Raw genomic sequence first — 13,616 nt, forward strand, 5'->3', positions numbered from 1 at the left:
CCGGGGGCGAGCGGATCGGAGTCCGCCCTGCGAGTGCCGGCTGGGAGGCACTCGTAGAATGACTCCGTGCCGCACATCGCTCTCGACTACGAAATCGTCGAACACGACCTGGACAACGGGTTACGCGTCATCGTCAACCACGACCCCGGTGCACCGGCCGAGGCGGTGAACCTCTGGTACGCCGTCGGCTCGGGCGACGAGACCCTGGGCGTGACCGGTTTCGCCCACCTGTTCGAGCACCTCATGTTCGCCGGGTCGGCGCACGTGGCGGCCAGTGAGCACCTGGCCCTCATGGAGTCGGCCGGGGGAAGCGCCAACGCGACGACCAGCTTCGACCGCACGAACTACTTCGAGACGGTTCCACCGGGCGCCCTCGAGCTGGCGCTGTGGCTCGAGGCGGACCGCATGAGCACGCTGGCGGTGAACCAGGCCAACTTCGACACCCAGGTCGAAGTGGTCAAGGAGGAGAAACGCCAGCGCTACGACAACGTTCCCTACGGCGATCAGCTCGAACTGCTGCTGAAACTGAATTTCCCACCCGAGCACCCGTACGGCCACCCCACGATCGGGTCGATGAGCGACCTGGACGCCGCTTCACTGTCGGACGTGCAGGGCTTCTACCGGCGCTGGTACCACCCCGGGGGCGCCGTCCTGACCCTGTCGGGTCCGGTCGGGGCCGACAAGGCGGTCGGGCTGGTCGAGAAGTACTTCGCGGACATACCGGCCGCGCCCGCCCAGGACGCTCGCCCCTTCGCGCCCCTGCCCCGGCACGAGGACGTCCCCACGATCCAGGTGCGACGTGCCGTGCCCAGCACGATGGTGCACCTGTGCTGGCGCAGCCCGGACTTCAACTCTCCCCAGCGTTACGCCGTCGAGCAGGCGCTCGCGGTGCTGGCGTCCGGCCAGTCCAGCCGGCTGCCGAGCCTGCTGGTCCGTGACCGCGAGATCGCCGACGCCGTCGGCTCCGGTGATTTCGGTCTCGCCCGCGGCGTCTCGATGGCCTCGCTCAGCGCCAGGGTGCGCTCGGGTCACAGCCCCCAGGAACTCTGCGAGGCGATCCTCGAGCAACTCGTCCGGCTGGCGGAGCAGGGTCCTGATGAGGCGGAACTGGCCCGGGTCAATGCCGGTTTCGACCGTGAATGGCTCACCCGGTTGGCCAGCGTCGACTCCCGCGCCGACGAGATCAGCGGCTTCGCCAGCCTGTCCGGCGACCCGCACATGGTCAACAGCCTGCTGACCCGCATGCACGCGGTCACAGCCGATCAGATAGCCGAGGCCGCCGGTACCTGGCTGGCCCCGGAGCACCGAGCGGTGCTCATCTATGAAGCCGAGGATGCCCGATGAGTTCTGAGATCCTGCGCCCCCCTGTCGACCCGACCAGCACGTGGCGATTCCCCCTGCCCAGGGTCATCGACCTCGACAACGGCATGTGCATCTGGGCCTACGACCTGCCCGGTCAGTACGTCATCACCGCCGAGATCGTCTTCGACGTCGCGCTGACCGACGAACCCGCCGGCAAGGAGGGTGTCGCTCATCTGGCTGCCCGGTGCTGCGACGAGGGCTCGGTCGACCATCCCGGTGAGGCCCTCGCCCGACGCATCGAGGACATCGGTGCGGTCTTCGACAGTTCGGCCGGGTCCTGGGACACCCGCTGCGGCATCGACGTCGCGGCCCCCTATGCGCTGGCCGGCATCGACCTGCTCGACGAGATCGTCCGCACCCCCGCCTACGCCGACTCCGACGTGGCCCGCCACAAGGCACTGCGCCTCACCGAGATCGAGCAGCAACGGGCGAACTCGGCGGCCATGGCCACGATCGGCCTGGCCCAGAAGAGCTGGGTCACCGGTAGCCGTCAGCAGTTGCCCGCTGCGGGCACGTCGACCACCGTGCCGACGATCACGGCTGAGGACGTACGCGCCTTTCACGACCGCTGGTGGCGCGCCGATGGCGCCACGCTGATCCTTGCCGGCGCCCTGCCCGACGGACTCGTCGAGCACGCGGCCGAGATCTTCGGGGCCTGGCCCGCAACCGGCGTACGCAGCGGCGCGCAGCCCCCGATCCCGGCAGAGGGCCCCTGCCCCACCTACGTCATCGACCGCCCCGAAGCGGTCGCCGCCGACATGCGCGTCGGCCTCATCGTGCCGGGGCGCGAGTGGGAGAACTGGGCGCCGATGCAGGTCGCGACGAGCGCCGTCGGCGGACTGTTCGGCAGCCGGCTCAACATGGAGCTGCGGGAGAAGCACGGCTTCACCTACGGCGTGCAGGCCGGGTTGGCCGCGAGCAGGTTCAACGGCAGTTTCTCCATTCAGGCGAGTTTCCGCACCGAGGTGGCGGCGAGGGCGTTCCGCGGCGTCTTCGAGCTGCTCGACCTGTCGCGCCGGCCGCTGGAGAAGTCGGAGGCCGACGACGCGGTGCGCTTCATGGTGGGCATCGCGCCGCTGCGCTACGACACCGCCGATGCGATCGCCGCACAGGCGAGCGTCCTGGCCTCGCACCGGGTCGACGTCAACTGGGTCAACGAGCTGAACGAGAGGCTCGCCGCGACGAACGCCAACCAGGCCACGGCGGCCTTCGAGGCGACCGTCGGCAAGGCCACCCAGGAGGGCATGATGCGTGCCGTGCTGTGCGGCGACGCCTCCAGGCTCGTGCCCGACCTGCGCAGCTACGGCTTCCAGGTCGAGGTCATCGACCCCGTGCTGTGACGAGCCGGGTGTGGTTCCTCCGGGCCAGGTGGCCCGGAGGAACCACACCGCTCCCCCGCGCGGGACGGGCGACGGGTCAGCCGTTGAGCCGCCGGTAGGCCTCCTGGGCCTTGGACTGGGCGGTCTCGATCTGGGTCTGGTACTCCCCCAGGTCGCCGTTCTTGAGGGCCTCGTCCGCCTTGGTGAAGGCGTCGTTCGCCTCCTGCAGCAGCTGTTTGGCGGCCTCCTCGTTCGTCAGCTGCTCGGTGGAACCCGAGTCGCCGGAGGACTGCTGGTCCACGTCCTCACCGGTGCTCGCGCCGGCGTCACCGGCGAAGACCGAGTCGAGGGCCTCCTGCAGGGTGTCGCCGATACCGATGTGCGTGCCGAACCGGACGACGACGAAGCGCAACACCGGGTAAGTGCCGGCCGAGGAACCCGATGCCGCCGACTTGCGCTGGGTGTAGATCGGTTCGACGTAGATCAGGCCATTGCCCAGCGGCAGTGTCAGCAGATTGCCGTAGAGCGCGTCGGCCGAGCTGTCCGAGCCCTGGCCGATGAACGGCAGCAGCTTGTCGGCCACCTGCTGGTCGGAGACGATCGCGTTGTAGGTCTGGTTCGGCCCCGGCACCTGAGCCGTGTCGGAGAGTTTCAGGACCCGGATCTTGCCGTAGTCCGGACTCGACGCGTCGGCCACGACCGACATGTACGCGGCCATGTTCTCGCGGTTCTTCGGCACGTAGACGGCCGTCTGGCTGAACATCGGGGACTCGTCGCCGGGCCACTTGATCGACAGGTAGTAGGGCGGTTCGTAGGCGCCGCTGGAGTCTCGCGGATCCGCCGGGACCACCCACAGATCCGACTGGTTGTACCAGCTGTCGGGGTTCTCCATGTGGTAGCGGCCGAGAACCTGGCGCTGAACCTTGAACAGGTCCTGCGGATAGCGCAGATGACTCATCAGGTCCTCGGAGATGTCGCCCCGGTCCTTCAGCAGGCCCGGGTAGACCTTCATCCAGGTCTGCAGGACCGGGTCGTCGGTGTCCCACGCATAGAGGTCGACGGTTCCGTCGAAGGCGTCCACGACGGCCTTGACCGAGTTGCGCATGTAGTTGATCTGCGTGTCCTCGCCGGCGTTCTGGCGCGCCGAGTCCGAGATGGTCTCCTGCAGGTTGACGTGCTGCGCGTTCGGGTAGTCCGCGCTCGTGGTGTAGGCGTCGACGATCCACACGACGCGCCCGTCGACGACCGCCGGGTACGGGTCCTGGTCGACGGTCAGCCATGGGGCGACCTCGCCGATGCGCTCACGGGGAGTGCGGTTGTACAGGATGCGTGAGGCCGAGTTCACGTTGCTCGACAGCAGCAGGTTCAGATCGGCGAACTTGGTGGCGTACATGCCGCGCATCACGTAGTTGCCGATCGCCACGCCACCGGCCCCGGTGTAGGTGTAGTGCTGCTCGCCGCCGGATTCGGAGCCGCCGGGGGTGTCGAGCTCGATGGGTGTCGCACCCTCCACGTTGCCCGCGACGACCCACTGGCTCTCGGACTCGCCGTAGTAGATCCGGGACTCGTCGATGTCCAGTTCGCCCTCGGGAGGAATGTCGCCCTCGATCCACACGGGCTCACCGTTTGACGAGCTGCGGTTGCCGTAGGAGGCGACCACGCCGTACCCGTGGGTGTAGACGGTGTGCGTGTTGATCCAGCTCTGGTCGGGCAGGCCCGCGATGTTGATCTCGCGGGCCGCGATGATCGTGTCCGTGGTGTCGCCATCGACGTCGTAGCGGTCGACGTCGAGCACGGAGGGGAACTGGTAGTAGCCGCGTACCTGTTGCAGCTGTTCGTAGGTCTCGCCGATCAACGCCGGATCCATGAGCCGGATGCCGGGAAGCGCCTCGGCGTCGGAGCGCAGCTGACCGGCGCTGACATTCGTCTCGGCGGAGTAGTCCGAGATCGTCACGTCCTCGATGTCATAGGCCGCCCTCGTCGCCTCGATCTGGCGTTCGATGTAGCTGCGCTCCTGGTTGACCTCGCTGGGGCGCACCGTGAACTGCTGGATCGCGACCGGGTAGACGCCCTGGATGATGAGGCTGGAGACGATCATGAGGATGATCGCGGTGCCGGGCACACGCCACATCTTGAGCCGGACGTTGGCGAAGAACATGAGCGCGCAGATCCACGCGATGATGGCGATGATGAGGCGGGCCGTGATGCGCGCATGGTCGTCGGTGTAGCCGATGCCGGTGAACAGGGCGTCGTTGTCGCTGACCGCGAACTCGTAGCGGGACAGCAGGCGCTGGAAGCCGTAGACGACCATGATGAGGCCGAGCATCACCGACAGGTGCACCTGGGCCGCCGCGCTGAACGGGTTCTTCAGCTCGACGGTCGGCGGATGGACGCCCTCCTCATCGGCGGTCTGCGGGCGCACCGCGACCGGGGAGGCGTACAGCGAGCCGGTGATGATGTGGACGACGGCCGCGGCAAGCGTCCCGATGATCAGGGCCGCCAGCAGGACCGAGACGATGTACCTCAGGAAGGGCAGGGTGAAGACGTAGAAGGAGACGTCCTTGCCGAAATACGCATCGGACTGGCCGAAGGGCGTGCGGTGGAGGAAGGCGAGGGTCTCGTCGATGTGGGTCACTGCCAGCGAGCCGCCCCCGAGCGCGATGACCAGTGAGGGTATGGCGATGATCACCGCCGTGCGCCTGGCCAGGGCCGCCCGGTAGTGGTCGAGGGTGGGCGAGTCGCTGATGGTGCGCTGGGGCCGTTTGCGCCAGGCGAGAGCCATGTTGAGCGCGCAGACACCGCCCAGCAGCAGGCCCTGACCGACGGCAAGGACCGCGCCCGTGACCAACCGAGTGGTGAAGACCTGACCGAAGTGCAGGTTGCGGAACCACATCCAGTCGGTGACGAACTCGCTGACGATCCACCACACGACGATGACCGCCACGAGGATGACGAGGGTCATGCCCAGTGCCGTGTGGTGACGCGGTGACTTCTTGGCCTGCGATGCGGTGCTCATGCCTGATCGGTGTCCTCCCACTCGAAGGTGCGCACGAGGGCGCTGGACAGGGCCGGTACGAGGTGGTCACCGGCCAGGAGTTCGTCTGGATGGCTGGCCAGCCTGGCCACGCCGTAGGTGGTGCCGTCACGCAGGGCGCCCATGACGACGCGGATGTCCTCGCGTGAGGGGTGCGAGGCCACGAAGTCGGCGGCCTCATCGGGATCGTCGGGGATCTCGGCCTCGTGGCCGGCGGGCAGGAAGGAGCGCTCGGTGCACACCGCACAGCCCGTCACCGTTCCCGGCCAGGCGATGGCGGCCAGACCGGCCAGGACGTCCTGGCCGGGATGGAAGTCGTCCTGCTCGATCGAGGACAACTGGTCGGGCGCGCTCACCGTGAGCCGGCCTGCCAGGGAGGGCTCCGCCTCGAGAAGCCGGGCGGTCGGCGCCAACGCGAACAGCCGGGCCGGCTGGTCCCACCCGGAGGCCCCGACGTAGCGCTCGATCTCGATCAGGGCTGCCGCCAGGGGCTCCTGGGCCGGTGTCGGGCCGCCGGCCCCCGCATGGTCCTGGGACTCGGAACTCATTGGACTCCTCCCCTCATGAGTGGCCTGTGGTCATGGCCTCTTCTAGCACCTCGGCACCGCCTCGGCGCGCCCCTGGGACAGGGCATCGAGGGATGACACGGCGTCGGACAGTCGTGACACCCTGACGATCTCCATCCCCGTGGTGACCTCGGTCGCCTCGGAGCAGTTCGCCGCGGGGACCAGGAAGACCTCTGCGCCGTCTCGCTCGGCACCGCTCATGCGCTCGGCGATCCCGGAGACCGCCCCGACGGTTCCGTTGGCCTCAATGGTGCCGGTTCCCGCAACAACGCGCGAACTCATGAGATCCTCGCTGCGCAGCTTGTCGTAGATGGCCAGCGACAGCACGAGACCGGAACTCTCGTCGGCGACGTCCGGGACGTTGAACTCGACCTGCGGCTCGTACCGGTAGCCGGGCCGCATCGTGACCCCGACCCGCGGTACGGAACGGTCGGTCGAGCTCGCCTGCGTGATGACCGAGACGGTCATTGTCGAACCGCCCCGCACGATGCCGAAATCCGCTGTGGCCCCAACAGCCAGTGAACGAATGACGGTGTTGACCTCGTCGGCGGTGCGCACGGCCGTGTCATTGACCGTCTCGATGATGTCGCCGGTCTGCAGCAGCTCGTAGGAGGGCCCGCCGGTGGAGACCGAGTCGACGACCGGGTTCTCCTGCACGGCGATCCCGGCCGCGTTGAGGGCCGCGACCGTTGCGCTCTCCTGGGCCTCGTTCAGCCGCATCGCCGCATCGCCGGACAGGTCCGCCCCGCTGCGTCCCACCGGATAGGCCCAGTCCCTGGGCACGACATCGCGGACCTGACGCGCATAGGACAACAGCGCCGAGGGCAGGGTCAGCGTCGCACTGGACGAGGTGACCGACACCGAGGTGAGCAACAGGCTTCCCGAGGTCTCGGCCGTCTCGGCGCCGTGGACCGTGATCTCATCGGCCCCGTCGAACTGGCCGAGCACGTCATTCGTGACGCCCGGGTCCCACGCGACGTAGGGAATCGGAGTGAAGGCGATGACCCCGGCAAGAATGATGAGGACCAGGGCCGAGACGACTGCCGTCCAGGTCTGACGTGTCATGCCCGGGTCCCCCTGCGTGTCGTCACCGGAACGGCTGTGTCCATGCCCTGGAAGTCTACCCATCGCCCATGGGCCCACCAGGGGTGCCGCACCGCAATCGCCGGTCAGGAGGACGGGCCGCCGCCCCGGCATTGATCGGGCGCGCTTGAATGGAGGCATGCTGCGGCCGGGCCGGCCGCGTCGCACCACGAGGAGCCCTGTCATGAGCGATGACAACATCAGCCGTTCCCCCGGTGAGCCCGGCGAGGATCCGCTCAGTGAGTTGCTGCGCCAGCTCGGCATCAGCCTGCCCGAGGGCGGCATGAACCTGGGCGCCATGATGGGGCAGTTCCAGTCGATGATGGCCCAGGCGCAGGCCGGCTCCGAGTCGGCGACGGGAATCGACTGGACGATGGCCCGCCGCACCGCGCGTCAGGTCGCGGCGTCGCTCGGTTCCGATCCCGTGCCGTCCCAGACCCAGCGCACGCACCTGGCCGATTCGCATCGCCTGGCCGAGTCCTGGCTCGATCCGGTCGTCTCGTTCGAGGCCTGCCCCGCCCCGGCGCAGGCATGGAGCCGTGCCCAGTGGATCGAGGACACGATGGACTCGTGGCGTGCGATCGTCGAACCCGTCGTCACCTCGATCGCCGAGGCCATGAGTTCGGATCTCGGCGGGGAGGCCGCCGCCGAGATACCCGAGATGGCCCAGCTGACCGGCATGCTCACCCCGGTCATGCGGATGGCGGCCGGCCAGATGTACACCTCGCAGCTCGCCCGGGCCATCGGCGAGATCTCCACCGAGGTCATCAGCGGCGCCGAGCTCGGACTGCAGCTGCTGTCGGCACCGCGCGTGGTCCTGCTGCCGACCAACGCCGAGGCCTTCGTCAAGGGGCTGGGCCTGCCGGACGAGGACACGCTCATGTACATCGTCGTCAGGGAGGCGGCCCGCCAGCGACTGTTCTCCTCCGTGAAATGGCTCGCCCCGCAGATGCTGGCGCTCATCGAGCACTACGCCCGTGAGATCACGATCGACACGGGCGCCATCAGCGACACGATCGACATCGGCGACGTCTCCGAGATGACACCCGGCAAGCTCGCCGAGATCTCCGAGCAGCTGCAGGGCAAGCTCTTCAAACCGACCCGTTCCCCCGAGCAGGAGGACATCCTGGCACGCCTGGAGACGCTGCTCGCCCTCGTCGAGGGCTGGGTCGACGCCGTGGCCCACGAGGCCTGCGGGCAGTGGCTCACCCACGAGCCGGCGCTGCTCGAGGCCGTCCGGCGGCGCCGCGCGACGAACGGGCCGACCGAGAAGATCACCAACGCCCTGCTGGGCCTGCAGCTGCGTCCCCGCCTCGTGCGCGAGAGCGCCCGCTTCTGGCAGGTCGTGCTCGCGGACCGCGGTGTCGCCGGCCGGGACCAGTTGTGGAGTCATCCCGATCTCATGCCGTCGGCCGCGGACATCGAGGACCCGATCGGTTTCGTTCAAGGCGAGTCCCACTCCGCCGAGGCCGGCGCCGACTGGGATCTCGAACTGAGCAGACTCCTCGAGCAGCACGACCGGGGGGACGACCCGGGCCATGACCCCGAGCCCGGTCCTGCCGAGCCCGCCTGACCCCTTCGTTCCCGTCAGCCGCCGCGGCGAGTGGCGGCGACACCCGCGTCCCAGCCCTCGAGGAAACCGTTGGCCTTCTCGATGAGTCCGTAGCGGCGCTCGATACGGCGGAACTGCGGTCCATGGTCGGCGTGCACCAGGTGGGCCAGTTCGTGGACGAGGACGGCGTCGATGACCCAGTCGGGCATGGTGCGCATCCGGTCGGAGAGCCTGATCGTGCGGTTGGCCGATGTGCACGAGCCCCAGCGTGTCCGCTGATTCGAGACCCAGCGGACACTGACGGGATCCGGCGCCTCGGGGACGTACGCCCTGCGGACCCTGGCCGCCCGGGCCATGAGCCCGTCGTCACCGGCCTCCTGCGCCCGGTGCTGCTCGCGCGTGGCGATGCGCTCGACCATCTCACGCACCCACCGCGTCTCCTCGGCGCTGCTCATCGAAGCGGGGACCATGACGACGATCCGCCCGTCCTCGCGGCGGGCGGCCACGCTGCGGCGGCGACGTGCGCTGCGCCGCAGAACGACCCGGTCCACCCCGGCGGGCAACGTGACGCCGGCGGGGACCGGGACGATCGTGTCGGTGACGCCCCTTCTGACTGCCCGCACCGTCCGTTCATCACCGCTCACCGGCTCAGCTTAACCACCGTCGCGCACGGTTCCCAGCACGGTGCCGGCGCCGATTTGACGCCTCCGACGACGGCCCGATATGGTTCACGAGAACCCCCGGTTCGGTGTTCTCTCTGCAGGGGAAGGCAGATGAGGAGCCGCCGGGGGTTTCCTCTGCGCCTGCGTCCCGATGAGGCTGCCCGGCTGCCGATGGGGCCGGCGGCCGGCACGGCGAGCGGTTCGCGAGCCCGCCACCACGGTCAACGCGTCCTCTCGGGGTAGTCGCGCCGAGCCCCTGCTGGGAACCGTTGTTCCTCGTCACAAGGCTTGAATCCGCTGTGGGCGAAATCATCGTGACCCGGAGCCGTCCCGAGACCTTCCCTGACCGGGGTTCGGCGCGTCGGCTTCGCTCCCAGGCTGTGGCTACAGTTGTGGTCGCACGCCGGCCTCCGTCGCTCAGCCTGGAGCGGGTCGGCACGGACAACGAACGAGGAGGAAATATGGCAGACGAGACCTACGAGGGCGAGTACTACTGCGTCAAGTGCAAGGAGAAGCGTCACGCCCGGGGTACGGTCGTCGTGAATGACAAGGGCACTCGCATGGCCAAGGCCAAGTGCCCCGAATGCGGTACGAACCTGAACCGCATCCTCGGCAGGGCCTGAGACTTCCCCGGCCACGTGCCGGGCATGGTGAGGGGCGGAACACCCACTGGGTGTTCCGCCCCTCACCATGCGGGACCTGGTCCGTTCGTGCCGCGCGGCACCTGATCCGTCGCGGGCTCCGGGCCGGCGCGTCCATGCGCCGACCGGCTCAGGTGTTGTCCGAATCGCCTCAGGTGTTGTCCGGTTCCCCCACACTATGGACATCGGCCCGTCCACGGGCGACGCTAAGGGCATGCACACCACCCCCGGTCGCCGCAATGACGCGGCCCCCACGGCGCAGCAGAGCCCGACGTCCAGCATGCCGCAGGGTCGTCGCGTGCCGCCCAGGACGCTTCGTCTCGACGCCGACGTCGTCCGCATCTCGGCCACCGCGTACCAGTTGTACGGCCCCGATCGGGGGTGCGTCGCGATCACCGGCCGATCCGCGGGGCCCCTCACCCAGGCCCTGCGGCGGCTCGACGGCCGCACCACCCTCGACGGCGCCTGCTGCGGTCTGTCCCCTGCTGAGCTGAAACTGTTCGAGGACCTGCTGAGACGACTGCGGTCCCTCGGGATGATCCGCAAACAGCCGTACCGCCCCAGCCCGGCCCGGATCGGCGTCATCGGGGAGGGCACGTGCGCCGAACACATCAGGCACGCCGTGGCCGCCACGCACTGGGTCCGAGGTTTCACCGAGCCGCTGCCACCGCGAAGCAGTCACGGCGAGCGGGTCACTCGGCAGGGCCCCGTGCCCCGGGTCGACCGGCTCGAGCACTGGATGAGCATCGATGACACCCGGCTCGATCTCGTCATCGTCGCGATCTCCCGGCCCACACCCGACCCGGCCATGTCGTGGCTGCTCAGCCATCTGGGCATCCCGCACCTGATCGTCAGCGCCCATCACCGCGACGCACGTGTCGGGCCGCTGGTGAGGCCGGGCACCACGAGCTGCGCCTTCTGTGCGGCGGGGCCGGCCATCGGCCGCGGCATCAGCCCCGCCGCCGAGGCGGCGATTCCAGCCGCCGTCGTGATCGACTGGGTGGTCGCGATCACCAGGTCGGTGAGCGCCGCCTACCTCGACGAGGGCACCGTCAGCCCCACGGTGGAGTTCAGTGGCGGAATCTGGCCGAGCAGGGCGCCTCAGGAGGACTGCCTGATCTGCACCCCCGGGTGGGGCCGGCTGCCCCCGACCGACAAGACGCACGCCGGGCAGCAGGCCGAGGCGTCCTAGCCGTCCGCGTCGGCCGAGGCGAGGACGTCGTCCACGTCCGCGCCCTTGAGGATGGCCAGCACATCCTCGCCGTACCGGCGGACCTTGGCGCGCCCGACGCCACGGATCTGGAGCAGGTCGTGTTCGCTGAGCGGTGCGTCCTGGGCCAGTGCCATGAGCGTCGCGTCGGTGAAGACGACGAACGCCGGCACGGACTGGCGTTTCGCCACGGCCAGACGCCAGGTTCTGAGACGTTCGAAGAGGTTCTCGTCGAAGGGCACCTCGCAGTCGGCGTGATGACCGAGCTTCATCTCGGCTCCCGTGCTCAGCGCCCTGCCGCAGACCATGCAGCGTGCGACACCGCGGCGGCGTGTTCGGGCGCCGGGCGCCGCCTCCTCATCGACGCCCCCGGTGGGCTCGACCAGGCCGCCGAGGAAACGCGAGGCCCTCCTGCGGCCGCGGTGGCCGGTCGCGCCGGTGGCCCAGCTCAGGCGCAGGTCGCGCCTGGCGCGCGTGAGACCGACGTAGAAGAGCCTTCGCTCCTCGGCGATCTGTCGCGTGGTCCTGGCCAGGGAGAAGGGCAGCAGCCCCTCCTGCACACCGACGAGCGCAACCGCATCCCACTCGAGGCCCTTCGCCGAGTGCAGTGTCGACAGGGTGACGCCATCGGCCACCGGGGCCTGCTGATCCGCGGCACGCTGGTCCAGGTCGGCCACGGCCTGCCCCAGGGACGCCGGGTGCTGTTCGGTGAGTTCGGCCACCTGGTCGTGCAGGGCCTGCCAGGACTCCCACCGTTCGCGGACCCGCCCCTGGCCTGCGGGCGGCTCGGGGCTCCAGCCGAGGGCGCCCAGCACCTCATCGACGGCCTCGAGGGCCGGGGCGGCCGGATCGGACTCGGCCGCCGCGTGCAGGCCCGCGAGAGCGGCACGGACCTCGGCCCGATCGTAGAAGCGCTCGGCTCCTCTCACCTGGTAGGGGACGCGGGCCTGCGCGAGAGCGGCCTCGAGCACCGGCGACTGCGAGTTCACCCGGTACAGCACGGCCATCTCGGACCAGGGCGTGCCCCGGCGGTGCCGGTCGACGAGCCAGGCCGACAGCATCGAGGCCTCCTCGTCCTGGTCGGAACTGCACACCGTCTCGACGGCGGGCCCCGCGGGGCGCATGGGACGCAGTACCACGCCCTGGCCGACGGCGGCCCGCCTCGGGGGATGCAGCAGGTCGTTGGCCACCTTGATGATCTGCGGTGTCGAGCGGTAGTTGCGGTCGAGGTGCAGTACCGTCGCACCGGGGAATTCCCGCGCGAAGCGGGTGAGGAAACGCGGGTCGGCGCCGGCGAAGGAGTGGATGGCCTGATCGGGATCCCCGACCACGCAGATGTCCTGACCATCGCCGAGCCACTGGGTGAGCAGCGAGTGCTGCAACGGGCTGACGTCCTGGAACTCGTCGACCACGAAGTGCTGGTAGCCGGAACGGAACTCCTGGGCCACCTCGGGGTGCTCGTGCATGAGGGCGACGGCGCACAGCAGGATGTCGTCGTAGTCCATGACACCGCGACGGGACTTCACCCGCTCGTACTCGGCCGCGACCCGGCCGACGGTCTCCGGGGCGACGCCCGCGACGGCACGGCCGGCCCTGGTGGCCAGGGCCGCGTAGTCCACCGGCAGCACGTTCGTGGACTTGGCCCAGCTGATCTCGCCCGTCAGGTCACGGATGAGAGCCGTGTCCGTGCCGAGGCGCTCACGCGACGCGGCCTCGGCGACCAGACCGAAGGTGGACCCGGCGACCTCTGGCAACTCGGTGCCGGTCACGCGCGGCCAGAAGTAGCGGATCTGACGCAGGGCGGCCGAGTGGAAGGTGCGCGCCTGGACGCGGGGGGCGCCGAGCGCGCGGAGTCTGGCCCGCATCTCACCGGCGGCCCGCGTCGTGAAGGTGACGGCCAGGATCGCCGAGGCCTTCTGCTGACCGGTGAGCACGGCGTGCACGATGCGGTGCGTGATGGCGCGTGTCTTGCCGGTGCCGGCGCCAGCGATGACCGCGACGGGCCCGCCGATGGTCGTGGCGACCTGCCGCTGCTCGGGATCGAGCCCGTTCAGGACGGACTCGTCGAGTTCGGCCGACGCGGATGCGCTGTCGAGCGGCTGACCATTCATGGTGGCAACCTTAGGACCGACCACCGGCACGTTCATGTCCTGCCGGCGGTTGTCCACACCGGGCCGGCAGCGCCCA

General features: G+C 69.4%; 10 protein-coding genes. 5 read left to right on the forward strand and 5 right to left on the reverse strand.

The annotated features are described in order from the left end of the window. Positions 1 to 66: 66 nt before the first annotated feature. Positions 67 to 1,344 (forward strand): M16 family metallopeptidase, encoded by a 1,278-nt coding sequence (locus PROPJV5_RS01280; RefSeq protein WP_119714525.1) that lies wholly within the window; start codon positions 67 to 69, stop codon positions 1,342 to 1,344. After that, on the forward strand, positions 1,341 to 2,702 hold the full coding sequence (locus PROPJV5_RS01285; protein WP_119714526.1) for a M16 family metallopeptidase: 1,362 nt from the start codon (positions 1,341 to 1,343) through the stop codon (positions 2,700 to 2,702). The genes PROPJV5_RS01280 and PROPJV5_RS01285 overlap by 4 nt, the downstream gene beginning before the upstream one ends. Before the next feature lie 76 nt (positions 2,703 to 2,778). On the opposite strand, the gene PROPJV5_RS01290 is transcribed toward PROPJV5_RS01285, so the two are convergent. From PROPJV5_RS01290 to PROPJV5_RS01300, 3 genes are read right to left on the reverse strand one after another with little or no spacing between them, the layout of a single operon-like run. Beyond that, positions 2,779 to 5,697, reverse strand: coding sequence for a UPF0182 family membrane protein (locus PROPJV5_RS01290; protein WP_119714527.1), 2,919 nt, complete (start codon positions 5,695 to 5,697; stop codon positions 2,779 to 2,781). Then, positions 5,694 to 6,263, reverse strand: coding sequence for a PPA1309 family protein (locus PROPJV5_RS01295; RefSeq protein ID WP_119714528.1), 570 nt, complete (start codon positions 6,261 to 6,263; stop codon positions 5,694 to 5,696). Before PROPJV5_RS01295 ends, PROPJV5_RS01290 begins: the two co-directional genes overlap by 4 nt. Positions 6,264 to 6,305: 42 nt before the next feature. Further along, positions 6,306 to 7,346: a YlbL family protein gene (locus tag PROPJV5_RS01300; RefSeq protein ID WP_182858516.1), complete on the reverse strand. Its 1,041-nt coding sequence runs from the start codon at positions 7,344 to 7,346 to the stop codon at positions 6,306 to 6,308. 202 nt (positions 7,347 to 7,548) lie between these two features. On the opposite strand from PROPJV5_RS01300, the gene PROPJV5_RS01305 reads away from it, so the two are divergent. Continuing rightward, a complete protein-coding gene (locus tag PROPJV5_RS01305) occupies positions 7,549 to 8,937 on the forward strand; it encodes a zinc-dependent metalloprotease (RefSeq protein WP_182858517.1) in 1,389 nt (462 codons plus the stop codon). A gap of 14 nt (positions 8,938 to 8,951) precedes the next feature. On the opposite strand, the gene PROPJV5_RS01310 is transcribed toward PROPJV5_RS01305, so the two are convergent. Beyond that, entirely contained in the window at positions 8,952 to 9,560 is a 609-nt protein-coding gene (locus PROPJV5_RS01310; protein ID WP_239018341.1) for a M48 metallopeptidase family protein, read from the reverse strand. A gap of 479 nt (positions 9,561 to 10,039) precedes the next feature. Here PROPJV5_RS01310 and PROPJV5_RS01315 point away from each other — a divergent pair, with 479 nt between their 5' ends. Together PROPJV5_RS01315 and PROPJV5_RS12345 are read left to right on the forward strand one after the other, a co-directional pair. Further along, positions 10,040 to 10,201: a DUF5679 domain-containing protein gene (locus PROPJV5_RS01315; protein WP_119714530.1), complete on the forward strand. Its 162-nt coding sequence runs from the start codon at positions 10,040 to 10,042 to the stop codon at positions 10,199 to 10,201. A gap of 232 nt (positions 10,202 to 10,433) precedes the next feature. Beyond that, positions 10,434 to 11,411, forward strand: a complete 978-nt coding sequence (locus tag PROPJV5_RS12345) for a hypothetical protein (RefSeq protein ID WP_147385311.1) — start codon at positions 10,434 to 10,436, stop codon at positions 11,409 to 11,411. Here PROPJV5_RS12345 and PROPJV5_RS01330 read toward each other — a convergent pair. Next, positions 11,408 to 13,540 carry an ATP-dependent DNA helicase UvrD2 gene (locus tag PROPJV5_RS01330; protein ID WP_119714532.1) on the reverse strand — a complete coding sequence of 711 codons (2,133 nt, stop codon included), beginning with the start codon at positions 13,538 to 13,540 and terminating at the stop codon, positions 11,408 to 11,410. The genes PROPJV5_RS12345 and PROPJV5_RS01330 overlap by 4 nt on opposite strands. Positions 13,541 to 13,616 lie beyond the last annotated feature (76 nt).

Origin of the sequence: Propionibacterium ruminifibrarum, from assembly GCF_900289195.1 — a bacterium.
GTDB lineage: Bacteria > Actinomycetota > Actinomycetes > Propionibacteriales > Propionibacteriaceae > Propionibacterium > Propionibacterium ruminifibrarum.